This is a genomic window from Halorientalis persicus, from assembly GCF_900110215.1.
Taxonomy (GTDB): Archaea; Halobacteriota; Halobacteria; order Halobacteriales; family Haloarculaceae; genus Halorientalis; species Halorientalis persica.
Genome location: NZ_FOCX01000015.1, coordinates 55,562 through 73,717, shown reverse-complemented (window position 1 = coordinate 73,717; position 18,156 = coordinate 55,562). Strand labels below are relative to the sequence as shown.

At 65.8% G+C, this 18,156-nt stretch carries 17 protein-coding genes and 1 pseudogene; 6 read left to right on the top strand and 12 right to left on the bottom strand.

Annotated features, from left to right (window positions below):
- Nucleotides 1-70: 70 nt before the first annotated feature.
- The 3 genes from BMX17_RS15605 (at nucleotide 71) to BMX17_RS26205 (ending at nucleotide 4,221) form a co-directional block, all read left to right on the top strand.
- A complete protein-coding gene (locus BMX17_RS15605; protein WP_092661751.1) occupies nucleotides 71-3,580 on the top strand; it encodes a PAS domain S-box protein in 3,510 nt (1,169 codons plus the stop codon).
- 102 nt (nucleotides 3,581-3,682) lie between these two features.
- On the top strand, nucleotides 3,683-4,030 hold the full coding sequence (locus tag BMX17_RS15600) for a HalOD1 output domain-containing protein (protein ID WP_092661749.1): 348 nt from the start codon (nucleotides 3,683-3,685) through the stop codon (nucleotides 4,028-4,030).
- Between the two features lie 35 nt (nucleotides 4,031-4,065).
- Complete coding sequence (locus BMX17_RS26205; protein ID WP_170845433.1) at nucleotides 4,066-4,221, top strand: DUF7576 family protein; 156 nt, start codon at nucleotides 4,066-4,068, stop codon at nucleotides 4,219-4,221.
- A 9-nt stretch (nucleotides 4,222-4,230) separates the two neighbouring features.
- On the opposite strand, the gene BMX17_RS15595 is transcribed toward BMX17_RS26205, so the two are convergent.
- The 9 genes and pseudogenes from BMX17_RS15595 to BMX17_RS15555 form a co-directional block, all read right to left on the bottom strand.
- Nucleotides 4,231-5,211, bottom strand: a complete 981-nt coding sequence (locus BMX17_RS15595; protein ID WP_092661747.1) for an isocitrate/isopropylmalate dehydrogenase family protein — start codon at nucleotides 5,209-5,211, stop codon at nucleotides 4,231-4,233.
- Between the two features lie 72 nt (nucleotides 5,212-5,283).
- Nucleotides 5,284-6,039, bottom strand: coding sequence for a hypothetical protein (locus BMX17_RS15590; RefSeq protein ID WP_092661744.1), 756 nt, complete (start codon nucleotides 6,037-6,039; stop codon nucleotides 5,284-5,286).
- Nucleotides 6,040-6,057: 18 nt separating this feature from the next.
- A complete protein-coding gene (locus BMX17_RS15585) occupies nucleotides 6,058-6,861 on the bottom strand; it encodes a hypothetical protein (protein ID WP_092661742.1) in 804 nt (267 codons plus the stop codon).
- A gap of 164 nt (nucleotides 6,862-7,025) precedes the next feature.
- On the bottom strand, nucleotides 7,026-7,634 hold the full coding sequence (leuD, locus tag BMX17_RS15580; RefSeq protein ID WP_092661740.1) for a 3-isopropylmalate dehydratase small subunit: 609 nt from the start codon (nucleotides 7,632-7,634) through the stop codon (nucleotides 7,026-7,028).
- Nucleotides 7,631-9,052, bottom strand: a complete 1,422-nt coding sequence (gene leuC / locus BMX17_RS15575) for a 3-isopropylmalate dehydratase large subunit (protein WP_092661737.1) — start codon at nucleotides 9,050-9,052, stop codon at nucleotides 7,631-7,633. Before leuC ends, leuD begins: the two co-directional genes overlap by 4 nt.
- Before the next feature lie 84 nt (nucleotides 9,053-9,136).
- Nucleotides 9,137-10,163, bottom strand: a pseudogene (gene ilvC, locus BMX17_RS15570) (ketol-acid reductoisomerase); the annotation flags it as partial.
- Entirely contained in the window at nucleotides 10,156-10,803 is a 648-nt protein-coding gene (gene ilvN / locus BMX17_RS15565; protein WP_092661733.1) for an acetolactate synthase small subunit, read from the bottom strand. The gene ilvN and the pseudogene ilvC, both read right to left, overlap by 8 nt.
- 2 nt (nucleotides 10,804-10,805) lie before the next feature.
- Nucleotides 10,806-12,599, bottom strand: coding sequence for a biosynthetic-type acetolactate synthase large subunit (gene ilvB / locus BMX17_RS15560; RefSeq protein WP_092661731.1), 1,794 nt, complete (start codon nucleotides 12,597-12,599; stop codon nucleotides 10,806-10,808).
- A gap of 282 nt (nucleotides 12,600-12,881) precedes the next feature.
- A complete protein-coding gene (locus BMX17_RS15555) occupies nucleotides 12,882-14,111 on the bottom strand; it encodes a LeuA family protein (RefSeq protein ID WP_244515023.1) in 1,230 nt (409 codons plus the stop codon).
- Nucleotides 14,112-14,244: 133 nt separating this feature from the next.
- On the opposite strand from BMX17_RS15555, the gene BMX17_RS15550 reads away from it, so the two are divergent.
- The 3 genes from BMX17_RS15550 (at nucleotide 14,245) to BMX17_RS15540 (ending at nucleotide 16,481) form a co-directional block, all read left to right on the top strand.
- Complete coding sequence (locus BMX17_RS15550) at nucleotides 14,245-14,907, top strand: hypothetical protein (RefSeq protein ID WP_092661727.1); 663 nt, start codon at nucleotides 14,245-14,247, stop codon at nucleotides 14,905-14,907.
- A 50-nt stretch (nucleotides 14,908-14,957) separates the two neighbouring features.
- A complete protein-coding gene (locus BMX17_RS15545; protein WP_092661725.1) occupies nucleotides 14,958-15,248 on the top strand; it encodes a DUF5779 family protein in 291 nt (96 codons plus the stop codon).
- A gap of 216 nt (nucleotides 15,249-15,464) precedes the next feature.
- The gene (locus tag BMX17_RS15540; RefSeq protein ID WP_170845432.1) at nucleotides 15,465-16,481 is read left to right on the top strand and encodes a CPBP family intramembrane glutamic endopeptidase; all 1,017 of its coding nucleotides are present in this window, start codon (nucleotides 15,465-15,467) and stop codon (nucleotides 16,479-16,481) included.
- 101 nt (nucleotides 16,482-16,582) lie between these two features.
- Here the strand turns inward: BMX17_RS15540 and BMX17_RS15535 are convergent, their stop codons facing one another.
- The 3 genes from BMX17_RS15535 to BMX17_RS15525 form a co-directional block, all read right to left on the bottom strand.
- Nucleotides 16,583-16,900, bottom strand: a complete 318-nt coding sequence (locus tag BMX17_RS15535; protein ID WP_092661721.1) for a DUF7521 family protein — start codon at nucleotides 16,898-16,900, stop codon at nucleotides 16,583-16,585.
- Between the two features lies 1 nt (nucleotide 16,901).
- Nucleotides 16,902-17,243 (bottom strand): ArsR/SmtB family transcription factor, encoded by a 342-nt coding sequence (locus tag BMX17_RS15530; RefSeq protein ID WP_092661719.1) that lies wholly within the window; start codon nucleotides 17,241-17,243, stop codon nucleotides 16,902-16,904.
- 101 nt (nucleotides 17,244-17,344) lie between these two features.
- Entirely contained in the window at nucleotides 17,345-18,031 is a 687-nt protein-coding gene (locus BMX17_RS15525) for a VOC family protein (RefSeq protein WP_092661717.1), read from the bottom strand.
- Nucleotides 18,032-18,156: the final 125 nt, after the last annotated feature.

Genomic DNA, 18,156 nt, shown 5'->3' with positions numbered 1-18,156 from the left:
TTGCGTACCGTATCAGGCAAGCGTTTGTGTGGCTGTCTCCGAGCGTCCACGAGCGTCGAGCGAAGTTCACATGACCGAACGTGACCCGATCCTGTTGGTCGAACGCACCGAGGGGGCAGTGCCGACAACGACCGTCGAACCGGGCGGCAGAGAAATTCGTCGAGTGCCCGACGAGACCGCGGCCCTCGACGCCATCGCCAGCGGCCAGACTGCGGTGGTGGCCGGCGACACGGCAGACGGGTCGGCCGAGTCGCTGATCGAGCGGCTCACCGAGGCGGCCCCCGACACGCCGGTCCTCGCCGTCGTCGAGGAGCGCGGCGAGGCCGACGACACACTCCTCGCGACCGGTGCGACGGGTGTCGTCGCCCCCGAGACGGTGCCGCGACTGGTCGGTCCCGACGGGCCGGAGTTGCTGGCGCGGCTGGAACGAAGCGATCCGATCCCCGAGAGCGACGGGCGTCCGACTGCGATGCCGTCACTGGACGACGCGAGCTCGACCGACCGCAGCACGGAGGCGACACGGCGAGACGGTGGTCTCCGCCTCGATCGATCGGCTGACTCGACAGGGGCCGACCCACAGCGGTACGAGGCCATCCTCCAGCGGTACGAGACCATCCTCAACACGGTCGAAGACGGGATCTACCTGATGGACACCGAGGGACGCTTCGTCGCGGTCAACGACGCGACCGAGGATCTGACAGGCTACCCACGTGAGTTCCTCGTGGGGCGACACGTCTCGACGGTCCTCCCGGACGGGGACGTACAGCGTGGTCGCCAGTTGATCCAGGCGTTGTTGACCGACGACGACCGCCACGTCGGCACGCTCGAACAGACGGTCGTGACCGCAGGCGGCGAGGAGGTTCCCTGCGAGAACCGGCTCGCCATCGTCGAGAACGACGGCGCGTTCCTCGGGAACGTCGGTGTCGTCCGTGACGTGAGCGAACAGCGCGAGCGCGAGCGCCGACTCAGAGAAGAGCGCGCGCTGGTGGAAGCGATCTTCGAGGCCGTCCCGGACCTGCTCTACGCCTTCGACGAGAACGGGGAGTACCTCAGGTGGAACAACCGCGTGCCCGAGGCGACCGGCTACAGCGACGAGGAGATCGAGGACCGAAGCCCGCTCGAATTCCTCGCACCCGAGGACCGGACTCGCGTCGCCGACACGCTCCGGACCGTCGTCTCGGACCGGCGCATCGAGCATCTGGAGGCGAATCTGCGAACACGTGACGGTGAGTCCATCCCCTACGAGTTCAGCGGCGGTCCGGTCGTCGACGAGGACGGGGAACTCATCGGCGTCGCCGGGATGGGGCGGGACGTGTCGGAGCGCGTCGCCCGCGAGCGAAAGATCGAACGCCAGCGGGACGAACTCGACGAGCTGAACCGGATCAACGCCGTCATCCGCGACATCGATCAGGCGCTGATTCGCGCCCGGAGCCGCGAGGAGGCCGAACGCGTCGTCTGTGACCGGCTGGCCGCCTCGGAGGCCTACCGGTTCGCGACCGTCACGGGCTACGACCCGACGACCGACAGCCTCGTCCCGCGGACCGGTGCCGGCGATCACGACCGGATCGACGTGATCGAGGCGATGGGGAGGGCCCCCGACGGGCCGGGACGAGAGGCGATCCGCACCCGGTCGGTCCAAATCGTCAAGAACCTGCGGGCCAGGGATCGACTCCGGCCCTGGGAGTCCGCCGCCTTCGAGTGCGGTGTCCGGTCGCTCGCGATCATCCCCGTCGTCTTCGAGGACACTACCTACGGACTGCTGTCGGTGTTCGCGTCCCGCCCGGACGCGTTCGACGACCGCGAGGAGACGGTCCTGGGCGAACTCGGCGAGACCCTGGGATACGCGCTGGCGACTATCGACCGCGAAGAGCGCGAGCAGTTGCTCACGACCCTGCAGGGGTCGACCCGCGAACTCATCAACGCAAGCTCGAAGGAGGACGTGTGTGATCGTGTCGTCCGTGCCGCCGCGGAAGTCCTGCAGACGGCGACCGTCGGCGTCTTCCTGCTCGACGACGGTGGCGACCTCGTCCGAACCGCGTCGACCGACGGGTTCACCGAGCAGTTCGTCGCGGACAGCCTGCCCGCCCCCGACACAGGCGATTCCGCTCCCTGGTCGGCCTTCCTCGACGGTGAGACGACCGTCTTCGACGGTGGCGAGCAGTCGATCGTGGCCGACGAGGTGCCCCGGAGCGGTCTGGCGGTTCCACTGGGCGATCACGCCCTTCTGGTCGCGCTCTCGACCGACTCGACCGGGTTCGACGGCGACCTCCGGCGCGTCCTCGACCTGTTCGGAACCTCGGCCGAGGCCGCCCTGGACCGTGTGGAGGGAGAGACCAACCTCCGGGCCCGCGACGCCGAACTCGAGACACAGAACCGCCGTCTGAAACGGCAGGTGAACATCAACGAGGTGATCCGGGGGGTCGACGAGGCGCTCGTCGACGGGACGACCCGGACCGAGATCGAACAGTCCGTCTGCGAGCGACTGGTCTCGGAAGGGCCCTACCGGTTCGCCTGGATCGGAGGGTTCGATCCCGCGACCGACGACGTGACGCCCCGGACCTGGGCGGGCGAGGGTGGCGAGTATCTCGACACCCTCGGGACCGACGCCAGCGAGCCGAGTTCCCAGGCCCTAGACTGCAGTGAGCCGGTGATCGTCTCGCGGGTTTCGGATCGACTCCACGACGAACCGTGGCGAGAGGCGGCGCTGCGCCGGGACTTCCGGTCGGTCGTAGCCGTCCCGCTGGTCTACGAGAACTACACCTACGGCGTGCTGGCCGTGTACGGCGAGGACAGCGACACCTTCGGCGAGACCGAGCGACCGGTGTTCGCGGAACTGGGCGAGACCATCGCCAACGCGATCAACGGGATCGAGACCAAACAGTCGCTGCTGGGCGACGACGCCGTCCGACTCAAACTCCGGCTCGACGACGAGACGAGTCCGCTCGTCTCGCTGAGCCACAGTCTGGACTGTACGATCCGACTCGAAGGCGTCACCACCTGGACCGCCGACGGACTGCGTGCGTTTCTCACCGTCGCCAGCGTCCACTCGGCGACCGTCGACACCACGCTGGACCAGGCTGTCGCCGTCGCCGACTATCGCCACGTCGGCGAACGCGACAGCGACGTGTACGAGGTCGAATTCGCCGATCAGACCGTCCTCGGGACCCTGCTCGAACACGGCGGCCGCCCGCGGGATCTCACGGTCGAGGATGGACAGATGGATTTGGTCGTCGACGTTTCCCACGACATCCACGTCCGGGAACTGGTCGACGTCGTCCGCGCGACGTACCCGACGACGGAGCTGGTCGCTCGCAAGGACGTGACCCGGGAGCTGCGCAGCGAGCAACAGCTTCGCAGCGACGTGTTGGGCGACCTGACCGACCGCCAGCGTGAAGTCCTGACGACGGCCCACCTCAGCGGGTATTTCGAGCGGCCCCGCGAGAGCACGGGCCAGGACATCGCCGACGCACTCGGGATCTCACAGCCAGCCGTGAACCGGCACCTCCGGGTCGCCCAGCGGACCGTGTTCGACTGGCTCCTGTCCGGGAACACGCTGGAGAGCGAGGGATTGGAGCGCTGACCGCCCCCGAAACCGGACGGGCCTGCGAGCGAACCGGCGGTGTTATACTGATAACGGCCCGTCCGGGCGACGGTTATCTATATCGTGACTATCGCCTTCGGGATGGAGCCGTTCGATCCACGTGGAATCATGCGTGCGAGTTTCAGCGACACCAGTGGCGTAACACAGGCGACCAAACCCATCGTCGAGGCGGTTGTCACCGCGGTCGCACGGATCGAAGGCGTCGATCCCGTCGACCTGTCGGAGCCGGTGTTCGCGTTCGTCGATCCCGACGCACTGGACACACTCGTCACCTCGTCACCCGCCGAGAGCAACCTCTCCGTGACGTTCGAGGCGTGGGGACACGAGATCGCGATCGGTGGCGACGGCACGATTCGGATCGACGGCGAACTCCGGGACCAGGCCACGTTCGAGAACACGGGGGCAGTCGGACGAGGGAATCGCGGGTGAGTCAAGAGCCGTCCCCACCCCGGCGACCGCCGAGTATGAACGCAGCCTCACCGACGACGGTCTGTGAACACTGTGGAGCGGATATCGACACGACCGAGTGGTATCCCGTCGAGACGGAGGTCGAAGGTGACGGAACCCTCCGTTTGCACCCGTTTTGCTCCGACCGATGTCGGTCGGCCTGGGTCCCGTGAGTGACCCGCCTACAGCGCGTCGAGGACCGCCTCGGTCACGTCCGCAGTCGTCGCGTCGCCACCCAGGTCCGGCGTCCGCGGCCCGTCTTCTAGCACGGCCGTAACCGCGTCTCGGACGCGCGTCGCCTCGTCGCCGTAGCCCAGGTGCTCAAGCATCATCGCCGCGCTCAGGATCATCGCCGCCGGGTTCGCGATGCCCTCGCCCGCGATGTCGGGGGCGGAGCCGTGGACGGGCTCGAACAGCGCGTTGTCCGGCCCGACGTTCGCACTCGGGAGCAGGCCGAGGCCGCCCACGAGGCCGGCCGCCAGATCGGAGAGCATATCGCCAGCGAGGTTCGGACAGATGACGACCCCGTAGTCCTCGGGGTGCATGATGAGGTGCATCGCCAGCGCGTCCATCAGCGCCTCGTCGTACTCGTAGTCGCCCGCCGCCGCGACGGCCTCACAGGCGTCAAGGAATCGCCCGTCGGTCTTTCGCATGACGTTTGCCTTGTGTGCCACCGTCACGTCCGAGAAGCCGTTCTCCTCGGCGTACTCGAAGCCGAACTCGGCGATCCGCCGGGACGCGTCCTCGGTGATCAGTCGCGTGAGCGTCGTCACGTCGTCTGTCAGATCGTCCTCGATACCGGCGTAGACCCCCTCTGTGTTCTCCCGGACGAACACGAGGTCGGTCTCGGGCTTGACGGCGTCCACGCCCGGGTACGCGCGGGCCGGGCGGACGTTGGCGAAGGAGTCGACGGCCTCCCGGAGCGGGAGAATTACGTCGGCAGCGGTCTCGCCGGCCGCGCCGAACAGCGTCGCGTCGGCCTCCGCGGCGAGATCGTAGGTTTCCTGTGGGAGGGCCTCGCCGCGCTCTTCTTTCACGTAGTCGCCGGCCTCGCCGTCGACGAACTCGAACCCGAGGTCGAGCGCTTCGAGCACCTCGATGGCCGCAGGGACGACTTCGCCGCCGATACCGTCGCCGGGGATGACCGCGATCCGGTGTGTCATTACCACGTCAGGCGAGTGCCCAGGCGAATAGGCTTGCGGTTTCGACGACCGATCGACGAGAGCGCCCACGGGTCAGATGAACGTGAGAGCCCAGCCGACGCCGGGACCGAACAGCATCAGCCCCAACCCCAGAAGCACGAGTCCCTCGACGAGTTTCGACCGCGATGCGTCGCCCTCGTCACCGACGGTGATCCGGAAGAGGTCGGCGGCGTCCGCTTTCGTCAGGACGGCCGTGGCTGACCGGGACGACGGTGTGCGATCCGCCGTCGTCGCCCCGTAGACGTGGACCTCGTCACCTGCCGTGACAGTCCCCTCCCAGTAATAGCGGCGTTCGTCCGTCTCCGCTGCCAGTATCGTATCGAGATCTAGCTCGTCGCTCGTGTTCGACAGTCGAAGCCGAACGTCGTCGGGGAGCGTATCGTTCTCCCCGACGGTGAGTCGCCGCTCACTGTTTGCGGGCTCGATATCGCCACCGCTCGGATCGACCTCGACACAGCCCGTCTCGTCCGCCACGAGGAACGGGCGTGCGACCGTCCCCGAGGTTACCGTCCGATACTTCCCCTCGCCCGTCGAGGGGGCCCTGACCGTGTACGACGACGCCACCGCCTCAGTTCCGGTGAACGGCGCGTGAAACGTTTCCCCCTCGATGGGACGCACGGTCCCCTCGAATTCGGCGACACCACGTTCCTGTGCCGCGTCTCGAACCGCCTGCACCTCGCTCGTGCTGATTCGATACCACTGACGGAGATGGGAACCCCCCGCGGCGAGGAGTATCCCGCCCAGCGACAGCGCCACGATGACGACGACGATTCTGGTAGGTTCGGACATAGTTGGCTTGGTCGACGATTATATCGCATTCAGGATCATGTGAAATGGGATCCACCCGAACATCACGAGCGCGAAACAGCCCAGTAGCGTCAGCATCCCGCCGCCGGCGACTTTTTTGATCGCGGTTTCGCGTTTCGAACGGGCCTCTGCCGAGTGGTCGTTCGGTGGATCCGGGCCGAGTCTGAATCCTCCAGGCTCTGCCGCTTCGATCCGGGGTTCTCCAGTCGATGACGACGAGCACGCACCGTGGACGTGTATCGTCGTCCCCGGTTCGAGAAGTCCCTCCTGATAGCGACGCGGTTTGTCCGCCTCGGCGGGGAGTAACGATCCATCGCCCGTCCCGCCGAGTGATTCGTTTCGGATGCGCTCCGACGCCCCATCCGGCAACCGACCGTCGGACCCAGCAGTCACTTCGGTGTCGAGTTCGAGATCGGGCTCGGCGTCGCCTGGCTCGACGACGACTCGTCCGGCCTGCCCGACGAGTTCGATCGAGCCGATATCGACAGTGTCGACTACCGTCCACCAGTCGCCATCATCCCGTTTCTGCTGTACGCGGAGCCGATACGCGAGTCCCGACCGACCCGTCAACGGTGCCTCGACCCGTCCCGATGGACCTGACTCTGCCTGCCCAGCTACAGTCGCGTACCCAGTCGCCGGTATCTCCGCTGGGTCGATGACGTCGCTTCGGACCGCACGAGAGGTCCGTCGTCTCGTCACGAGACCCTCGTAAACGAGCGAGAGTCCGGCGAAGACGAACGGCGACGCCACAAGCACGACGACCCCCAGTAACACGACACCCAGTATCAGTTGTCCCGTCGACACTACCAGCGACGTGTTTCGTGGCTGTAAAATACGTGTTGGAATAGCTAACAATTCGTCTGCAGTTCACGTGTCGACCAGCCACCGCACCGACTCGGTGGCCACCCACCGTCAAAAACCAGGGAGTAATTGGCTCACCGACGGTCGAACGCCACTCCTGGGGAGTCTCAGACGTAGGGCAACCCTTCGGCCGTCTCCGAGATGGCCTGCTGGTTGGCCTTCATCAGCGCCGTCGTGTCCCAGATACCGTCCACGAGGGCTTTCCGCTGGCCTTCGTCGACGGTCACGTCCACAGTTGTCCCGTCGTACGTGACGGTCTCTGCGGCCACGTCGATGTCGATCTCGGCGTCGGGATTCTCGTCCACGAAGTCCTGCAGGTCCTCGATGGTCTCCTGATCGGCCGTGACCGTCGGCATCCCGAGTGCGAGACAGTTGCCGGCGAAAATCTCGGCGAAGGACTCGCCGATGAACGCGTCTATCCCCCAGCGCATCAGCGCCTGCGGGGCGTGTTCCCGGGAGGAGCCACAGCCGAAGTTCGCGTTGACGACCATCACGTTGGCGTCCTGGAACCGGTCCTCGTTCATCGGGTGGTCCTTGGGGTTGTCCTCGTCGTCGAACCGCTGATCGAAGAAGGAGAACTCCCCGAGGCCGTCGAAGGTGACGACCTTCATGAACCGCGCCGGGATGATCTGGTCCGTGTCGATGTCGTTCCCGCGGACCGGGATCCCCGTCCCGGAGACCTCCTTCACTTCCGGAATCTCCACATCGTCACTCATACCGACACCACCTCCTCCAGATCGCGCACGTCAGTGACCTCGCCGGTCACGGCGGCCGCGGCGACCATCTGCGGGTTCATCAGGACGGTGCGGCCGTCCTTCGATCCCTGGCGACCGACGAAGTTGCGGTTCGACGACGACGCGGAGGCCTCGTCGCCCTCCAGCTGGTCGTCGTTCATGCCCAGACACATCGAACAGCCGGCGTTGCGCCAGTCGAAGCCGGCCGCCTCGAAGACGTCTTTCAGGCCTTCCTCCTCGGCGGCCTTCTGGACGCGCTGGCTGCCGGGGACGACGAACGCGCGCACGTCGTCGGGGACCTGCCGGCCCTCGACGATCTTCGCCGCGCGGCGCAGGTCGGGCAGGCGGGCGTTCGTACAGGAACCCAGGAAGGCCACGTCGATGTCGTACCCCTCCATCGTGTCCCCGGGTTCGACGCGCATATGTTCCTGCGCGCGCCGGGCCGTGTCCTGCTTTTCAGCAGGCAGGTCCTCGGGGGCCGGGATCGGCTGGGTGACGCCGACGCCCTGGCCGGGCGTGGTCCCCCAGGTGACGACCGGTTCCAGCTCGCTCGCGTCGATGTGGACCACGTCGTCGTACTCGGCGTCGTCGTCGCTGCGGATGGACTCCCAGTAGGGCTTGAGTTCCTCGAACTTCTCGGGGTGCTCCTGGAAGTAATCCGTCTCCTTCAGCCACTCGTAGGTGGTCTCGTCGGGGTTGACGTAGCCCGCGCGAGCGCCGCCCTCGATGGACATATTGCAGATCGACATCCGCCCTTCCATGCCCAGGTCCTCGATGGCCTCGCCGGCGTACTCGTAGACGTAGCCGACGCCGCCCTCGGTGCCCAGGCGGCGGATAATCTCCAGGATGATGTCTTTGGCCTCGACGCCCTCGCCGAGTTCGCCGTCGACCTGGATCTTCCGGACCTTCTGTTTCTCCATCGCGATGGTCTGAGTCGCCAGCACGTCCCGGATCTGGCTGGTGCCGATCCCGAACGCGAGCGCACCGAAGGCACCGTGAGTCGAGGTGTGGCTGTCCCCACAGACGATGGTCTTGCCGGGCTGGGTCAGCCCCTGCTCCGGACCGATGACGTGGACGATGCCCTGCTCGCCGGTCTCGGGCGAGAGGAACTCGATGTCCGCGTCACGGACGTTCTGCTCCAGTTCCGACATCATCTCCTCTGCCGCGTCGTCGCTGTAGGGGCGGGACTGGTCGGCCGTCGGCACGATGTGGTCGACGGTCGCCAGCGTCAGGTCGGGTCGGGCGACTTCCAGATCCCGTTCCTGGAGCATCCCGAACGCCTGGGGGCTCGTCACCTCGTGGATGAGGTGCAGGCCCACGAACAGCTGGTCCTGCCCGTTGGGCAGCGTCGTCACCTTGTGTCGATCCCAGACCTTGTCGTACAGAGTTCCTTCGCTCATACTGTCTCAGCCCGTCCTTCTGTGCCGCGCTCGAAGGCGCGTTCCGCGCCCTCGCCGTGTGGCGGTGTGTGGTCCACGTCGCGCATCGTCTGTCGGTCGTTCTCCTCGGTCATGCTTCGTCCTCGTCCCAGGCGAAGAGGTCGCGTAGGCGTTCGCCGACCGCCTCGATCTGGTGGTCCTGTTCGGCCTGTCGGTACTGTTTGTAGGCCGGCCGGTTGGCCTGGTTCTCGTTGATCCACTCGCGGGCGAACTCGCCGTTCTGGACGCCCTCGAGGATCTCTTCCATCCCCTCGCGGTCGATGACCGACTCGCCGCGGGTGAGACCGCCGTACTCGGCGGTGTCCGAAACCGAGTTCCACATCTCCATGTGGCCGCCCTCGTACATCAGATCGACGATGAGCTTGAGTTCGTTCAGACACTCGAAGTAGGCCATCTCCGGGGAGTAGCCCGCGTCGACGAGCGTCTCGAAACCGGCCTTCACGAGGTCGGTCACGCCGCCACACAGGACGGCCTGCTCGCCGAACAGGTCGGTCTCGGTCTCCTCGCGGAACGTCGTCTGGATCGTGCCGGCCCGGGTACAGCCGATGGCCTTCGCGTAGGCCAGCCCCTCGTCTTTGGCCTCGCCGGTCGCGTCCTGATAGATCGCCAGCAGACCGGGCGTCCCCTCTCCTTTCTCGTAGTTGCGGCGGACGAGGTGACCGGGCGACTTTGGCGCGACCATCGTCACGTCCACGTCCTCCGGCGGTTCGATCTGTCCGTAGTGGATGTTGAACCCGTGGGCGAACTGGAGCGTGTCGCCGGCGTCCAGTTCGTCCCGGATCTGCTCGTAGACCGCGGGCTGGACGGTGTCGGGAACGAGCATCTTCACGATGTCGCCCCGGGACGCCGCGTCGACCGGCGTCGTCACTTCGAGCCCTTCATCCTGGGCGGCCGCACGCGAGGACGACCCCTCCCGGAGGCCGACGACCACGTCGACGCCGCTGTCCTGGAGGTTCAGCGCGTGGGCGTGACCCTGGCTGCCGTAGCCCAGCACGGCCACGGTCTTGTCTTCGATGTGCGACACGTCTGCGTCTTCGTCGTAGTAGATCTCGTTGGTAAACTCGTCAGTCATCGTCTGCTGGCACCTCTGTGTCCGCTGTCAGTTTCACTTCCGGTTCGACTGCCGCCGTCTGCTGTTCGCCACGTGCCAGCGCCGCGTAGCCGGTCCGGACGATTTCCCGGATGCCGAACTGCTTGTACGCGTCGATGGCGTCGTCGATCATCTGTTCGTTGCCGGTGATCTCGACCGTGATCGTCCGGGGCCCCGCGTCGAGGGTCTCGCCGCCGTACATCTCCGTGATGGCGTGGACCTTGTCCGGTTCCTCGCCGTTGACCTTCACGATCACCAGTTCTCGCTGGACCGAATCGTGATCCAGCTCTCGCACCGAAACCACGGGAACCAGTTTCCGCAGCTGCTTTTTGGCCTGCTGGATCCCGGGTCGTGTCTCCTCGATGACGATGGTCATGCGCGCCCGGCTCTCGTCGACGGTTGTACCAACCGTGAGACTCTCTATATTGAACTGCCGACGGCTGAACAGACCGGAGACCTCCGCCAGGACACCCGGCTTGTGTTCGACCAGCGCCGACAGTACCGCGCGACGCGGTTCGTGTTTCGCCTCCGCTTCGGGGTCGATACGAATACCGTCCTCGTTACGCCGACCCTCGGGTCGCATCCGCTCGCCCGGGCCCGGCCCTGGAAGTTTTCCTGTCATCGTTAGATCTCGTCCAGATGGTCTTCCGACAGCGCGAACAGGCTGTTGTCACCGCCACTCGGCACCATCGGATACACGTTCTCTTCGGGGTCGATGATCACGTCGACGACCGCCGGCCCGTCGTAGTCCAGTGCGGCCTCGATGACCTCGTCGACCTCGTCGTAATCCTCCAGCCGGAAACCGCGTGCGCCGTAGGCCTCCGCCAGTTTGTCGAACTCGGGTACCCACGGGTACTCCGAGGCCATCCGGCGCCCCTCGTAGAAGCCGTCTTGCCACTGGCGGACCATCCCGACTGCCTCGTTGTTCAGGACGACGATGGTAATGTCGAGGTTCTCCCGCACCGCCACGGAGAGTTCCTGACTCGTCATCAGGAACGAGCCGTCGCCCTCGAAGGCGATGACCTCCGTGTCGGGTTTGGCCAGTTTCGCCCCGATGGCCGCGGGGAAGCCGTAGCCCATCGTCCCCAGCCCGTGGGAGGTAACCCACGTCCGGGGCTCCGTCCAGGTCCAGTACTGCCAGGCCCACATCTGGTGTTGGCCGACACCGGCCGTGACGATGGTGTCTTCGGGCATGGCCTCGTCGAACTGCTCGACGATGTACTGGGGCTTGAGCGGCCGGTCTTCCGGCATCTCGTAGTCCAGCGGGTACTCGTCTTTCCAGGTCTGGCACTGTTCACGCCAGGCGTCGGCCTCGGGCGAGTCCGTCATGGCGTCGCCCAGCTGGTCGAGCACCGCCTTGGCGTCGCCCAGCAGCGGGTAGTCGGCCTGGACGTTCTTGCTGATCTCGGCCGGATCGATGTCGACGTGGACGATATCGGCGTCCGGGGCGAACGTCTTCACGTCGCCGGTCAGCCGGTCGTCGAACCGCGTCCCGATGGCGAGCATACAGTCGGTCAGCGTAATCGCCATGTTGGCGTAGCCGGTGCCGTGCATCCCGGCGATGCCCATCGACAGCTCGTGGGTCTGGTCGAAGGCACCCGTCCCGGGCATCGTCGTCATGACCGGGATCTCGTGTTCCTTCGCGAAGGCCCGCAGTTCGTCGCTGGCGTTGGCCTTGATGACGCCGCCGCCCGCGAGGATGATCGGCTTCTCGGCGTCGGCGATCACGTCGGCCGCCTCGGAGACGGCGGCCTCGTCTGCCTTCTCCGGCGGGTTGTACGTGTCCGGCGTCTCCGGCTTGCCCGGTTCCACGTCGGTCTCGGGCTGGGTTACGTCCTTGGGCAGGTCGACGAGCGTGGGCCCCTGCCGACCCTCGTCGGCCAGTGCGAAGGCCGTACTCACGTCGTCGCCGACCTCGTCGGCGTCCGAGGCGAAGTGGTTGTACTTGGTTATCGGCTGGGTGACGCCGATGGTGTCGGTCTCCTGGAAGGCGTCGTTGCCCACCAGATCCGTCGGGACCTGGCCCGTCAGCGCGATCAGCGGGTCCGAGTCCATGCTGGCGTCGGCGATGCCGGTCACCAGATTCGTCGCGCCCGGGCCCGAAGTGGCCATACAGACGCCGGGGTCGCCCGTGACGATCCCGTAGGCGTCGGCGGCGTGGACGGCCCCCTGTTCGTGGGCCATCGTGACGTGCGTCATGTCCGACTCCTGGTAGAGAGCGTCGTAGACGGGCATGATCGCCCCGCCCTGCACGCCGAACAGGTAGTCGACGCCGGCCGATTTCAGGGCCGCGACGACCGCGTCAGCGCCCGTCTCTATGGGTTCGACGTGGCTCTCGCCCTCGGGTTCCTCCGGTCGGTCGTCCGTCGCTTCCGTCTCGACTTCGTCCGCGTGTGGTGTCTGTGCGCTATCGCTCATGTCCGTTCCTCCGTCCGTTGTGTGCGTGGTCGTTGCATATGTCGCCTCCTGATGGCTACCGACTGTGCTGCAGAATTCGGGGTGAAATCGTGTGTAGGGGCTATAGGGCCCCTACGATACCCGCGAGAATCACGAGCGCGCCGCTGGGTGCCAGGGCGGTCCCGGGTCCAGCACGCGCGGTCATCGTATGCCGAGTAGGCCCGTCCAGTGACATAATTCTTCCGAGTCGGCGCGTCCTTTACCAGCCGCTGGCGGACGCGAACACCGCGAGGGGAGGCCATGTTAGACCCGGACCTCCTCCTCGGTGACGCCGACTTCGCGGGCGAATTTCTCCAGCACGTCCATCGTGACCCGCTTTTTCTCGGCCCCGTAGTCTTTGACGCGACGGGTGACCTCCCGTACTTCTTCTTCGGTGGGGTCGAACCCGGCGTCGACCAGCCGCTCCCGGACGGAGTGCTGGCCGGTGTGTTTCCCGAGGACGAGTTCGCGCTCGGCCCCGACCATCTCCGGCGTCATCACGCCCGGCTCGAACGTGTCCGAGTTCTCGATGACGCCCGCGGCGTGGATGCCGCTCTCGTGGGAGAAGGCGTTCTCACCGACCACCGGCTTGTTCGCCGGCACCGGAATCGACGACCGGTCCTCGACGAGCCGCGACAGCTCGGTGATACGGGTCGTGTCGATGTGCGTCTGGACATCGTACAGCGATTCCAGCGCCATCACGACCTCCTCGTAGGCCGCGTTGCCGGCTCGCTCACCGATGCCGTTGACCGACACCTGCGACTGGCTCGCGCCAGCTTCGAAGCCGGACAGGGCGTTCGCCGCTGCCAGCCCGAAGTCGTCGTGTGTGTGAACGTCCACGCGCGCGTCGATCGCGTCGACCACCTTCTCGACCATGTCGTAGAACCGCCCGGGCGTGGCGACCCCCACGGTGTCGGGGATGTTGACCCAGCTGGCACCCGCCTCGTCGGCGGCCTGCACGGCTTCGATCAGGAAGTCTTCGTCCGTTCGCGTGGCGTCCATCGGCGAGAACATACACTCGACGCCGGCCTCCGTGACACGCTCGACGCTCTCGACGGCGGCCTGTTTGGCCTCCTCGCGAGTGGCGTGCATGGAGTCTTGCAGCTGAACGTCGCTGGTAGACACGAACACGTGTACCAGGTCGACGCCGCTGTCGAGTGCAGCCTCGACGTCCTCTTCGACCACGCGCGCTAACCCACAGACTTCGCTGTTCTGTGCGGACTCGGCGATGTCGCGAACGGCCTCGAACTCCGCGTCCGAGTTGACCGGGAACCCCGCCTCGATGACGTGGGTGCCCATGTCGTCCAGCACGGCCGCTATCTCGCGTTTGTCGTCGTACGAGAACGACGTGCGTGGCGACTGCTCACCGTCGCGCAGCGTGGTGTCGAAAATGCGTGCTTCTGTAATCTCAGAAGTGGAATCCAGTGTGCCCTGGAAGAACTCGATCCGCCGGGGATCCCGACGTGCCCTCTGTATCGTTGGACATTGTAGCACTTGTTCCAAAGCCACGTATCGTATATAAAGCTGTCTGTGCGGCCCGAGTCGTGTGTCCGAGTACCACAGACGGCGACTGTGGCCCTCCCACTCTCAGACAGTATTTTTCACACTCGCGTCCGCAGGGTCGAATATGTCCCCTGAACCGCGACCCATCGCCTTCCTCCGGCGGTACTCGCTCGTGCTGGAACTTCTCGGGACGGTCACTGGCCTCGTGGCAGTCTGGTACCTGCTCGACCTCGATCCGATCGCGATGGCCGGGTCGGCCGTCGGCATCACGGCCGCGACCGTCTGGCCCCACGTCCGGCGACGCTTCGGGATCAATCGCGGCTGGGGCAAGGTACCCCTCGGTCTCGCACTGATCGGACTTGGTGCGTACGCGCTCGCGTTCACCGGTGGCAACGACGTTCTCAAGGTAGCGTTCCTCGTCGTCGGCGCGTGGCTGGCGCTGGACGGCGTCTACGACTTCCGATCCGAGGCCGGTCAGACAGAGCCCGGCGCACCCGACGCGATGGATCGGTTTGGCGACGCGTCCATCGTGGGTCGGTCCCTCGAGGAGCGTCCGAAGTCCATCACGGAACTGGACGAGGCGCTCGATCTCCCGCGGGCACGGATCGAGGACGCCGTCGAGACCCTCCGTGACCTCGACCTGATCGAGCGCGACGGTGAACGGTACACCTCGCGGCTGGACGACCGGAGCCTCACCGACGCGCTCCGGACCGAACGGCGGCGGGCGCGCGAGCGGGTCGGCAGCCTCCCCGAGCGCATCGGTCGGCCGTTCCGGTTGTTCACCTGATCGTCTGACGTTGCGAGGGGTTTTTGCCGGGCCGGTGCGAGGGGGCCGGTATGAGCGACTTCGACCTCGACCTGCAGGCGGTCGAGGACCAGATGGACGACGACGAGCGCGAGGGGAGCCGGATCGTGCTCGGCATCCTCGACGGCTCGACGCCCGACGAGGAGTGGATCGCGGAGGTCGACGGCGGGGCCGTACTCGTGCTGAGCGTGAAGGGAAACGTGAACGAACTCGCCGCCGGCTTCGCCCGCGACGTGACGGAGATGGGCGGCGAACTGATGCGGTTCCGGGACTTTTTGCTCGTGACACCGCCGGGGGTCGTCATCGACACGGAGCGGTTGTAACGGATCGAGACGGGGACCCGCTCTCGTAGCCGACAGGCTCGCCGAATTGCGGGAAGGCGACGTATCCGTGGATCGTTCGGAACGGGACTCGGGTAGTGACCGGGCGGAAAATCGCTCAGGCCCAGGGCCGGTAGTCGGTATCGGTTGTTCCCGACTTCAGCGTCTGAAGCCAGGCGGCCAATATCGTTTGTGTAGGGCCCCTTCCTCCGAATGGAGATGTCGAATCAGAGTTCCCCCGCTGACACGAAAGACGACACTGCACGTTCGGCCCTCGACTCGGCCGACGAAGAGAGGGACAGTCCCGTCCGGCGAGCGGGGAAGGCACTGCTCGCACCGTTTTACAACCGAAGACAGGGCCGGATCAGAGCGTTCTGGCGCGTCTTAGTACCGCTTCTCGTCTTTCTGGTTGGCTCCCAGGTCGTCGCCTCCGTGATCGGTCCCCGGTTCGGGATGACCGCGGGGAGCCTTCTGATGTACTCGCTCCGGGCCGCCCTCGTCGTCGGCCTGCTGCTCGTCTGGGCGCGATACGTCGACCGTCGCACCGTGTCTGCGTACGGAATCGGATTCGGCTCCGACAGTCTCCAACATCTCCTCGCGGGACTGGTGATCGGTATCGGGATTCACGGTCTGGCGCTGACCGTCTTCCTCGCCGGCGGGTGGGTGGAGGTGACCGGCTTCGTCAACATCGGAGCCGCCACGCTTCCGTTCACACTGGTCGTCCTCGGGTGGACCCTCGCGTGGGTCTGTGTCGGAATCTCCGAGGAACTGCTGTTCCGTGGCCTGTTCATCCCCAACGCCGCCGAGGGACTCGGTCACCTATCGAACCGGGCCGCCCTGATCGGTGCCTGGGCCGTCTCGTCGGCGGTGTTCGCGGTGGTCCATTTCGGTCAGGTCACCTCGCCGGTGGCGTTTCTGTTCTGGAGCCTGATCGGCGGCGGGCTCCTCGGAACCGCGTACGTCGTCACCGGCGACCTCGCGTTACCGCTCGGGCTCCATATCGCCTACAACTTCGCCGGCAACACCCTGTTCGGGCTCACGATGGTCGAGAGCGAGCGGGTCCCGAGCGTTCTCGATCTCACGTTCACTGGTCCCAACGCCATCGTCGGGATTCCCGGGGCCGTCAACGCGGCGACGGTCGTCGTCGGCATCGCCGCGACGCTGGCATGGGTCCGATACCACTGTGGTGGGCTCAGTCTCCAGACTAACCTGGCAACCTGGGAGTCACGGGACTGACCGGCGAGTCCCCTCGGGGATGGACCGTCCCGGCACGGACAGCACGGCACGTGCGTCGATCTGGACGTTCGCAGGCCGTCGCCGATCGCCGGTGGACTGGTTCAGTCCCGACGTGGCGTCCACAGTCCGTACAGAATCAGCCCCAGACCGGCGATCTCGACGAACTGGTTGGCACTGTTGACGATCGGAGCGGGAACGTCCAGCAGGACGTACAGCAAGAGCGCCAGAACGCCCGGGACGAACAGCACCAGAACGAACCCGATCGCGATGAACAACATGGGACGGCTCTGGTTGTCCCGGTACGCGGTGTATGCGATGTAGCTGATCGCCACCCCGAACAGAACGACGATCGCTTCGCTGGCCTGCCGGACGACTCGGAGCGTTTCGAGGTCGATCGATTGAAGCAGTGTATCGAGCATATCAGGTTCCCTCTACGAACTGCACGAAGCGGTCGCGCATCCGATCGCGGCGCGATATCGTTATCTCGAACCCATCCTCGTCGAGATCGAGTTCGATACCGTCGAGCCGTGTCCGGTACAGTTTGTAATTTTTCCCGTCGGTGACCGGCTGAATCTCTTCGGTAACCAGATCGTACTCGCGGAGTCGTTCGAGGCGGCGATAGACCGTCGGCTCCGAGACGCCTGCGCAGTCGCTGAGTTCGGCCGCGGAGCGAGGCTCCTTTTTGGCCTCGACGAGGATGGTGCGCACGCACTCGTCACCGAGCAGATCCGCGAGCCCCTCGGGATCTCGCACGTCGGACACGATATGTGATCCATCTCCTATCTCGCTGATATGTGTTGTGTCGGCCTCGTCGTTGTGGCTGGCTTCAGCCAGTGAAGCCACACGGAACCGTCTTCGGGGGTTCAGATTAGCGTCACCCAGTGCCCGTCGGGATCTTCGAGTCGGATACCCTCGTCCAGTTCTGTGATCGACTGCACCTGCTCTCGCACGGGTTCGACTACCGCCTCGCGGTCCTCGACGCCGAGCCCCACGTCCACGTGGACGCCCCCGCGCCCGTCCGCGAGGCCAAGCTGGGGTTCCCACAGCTCGAAGTCGAACGCCCCCGCTGTCAGTCGGACCCGATTGCGGTCGTCGCCTCGACCCACCAGTTCCATCCCGAGGTCACGGTAGAACGCTTCGGCGCGGTCGAGGTCGGCCACCTCGAAGACGACCTCGAAGATGCCCGTGATACCGTCGGCCACGTCGCCCTCATCCCGCTGTCCGATCTCGACACAGTTGCCGTCCACGTCGTAGAAGTACAGCGATTTGGCGTCCCCGAACTGGTGTTCCACGAGGTCGAACGACTCCGAGAGCCGGTCCCACCAGCCGTCGTAGGCATCCGGTGGCGTCGAGAAGGCGTAGTGGGTGTGGACACCGCCACGCGGGACGGCGGTCGGGCGGCGCAGGAGCAGATCGGTATCGCCCGCGGCCAGCGCGACTTCACCCTCCTGTTCGTGTCGGACATCCAGATCCAGAAACGACTCGTAGAACGATCGGGCCCGGTCGAGATACTTTGCTTCCAGCGCGAGCCAGCGGAGATCCGCGAGCATACCCGCACTTGGGTACGTCCGACCTTAACGGTGGGCAACGGGACCGGGCCGTCCGAGACACGAACCGTCGTCGGATTAACATTGGTAGCCAACGGCGTGAGTTTCGTTGCCAGTTTACGGTCCTT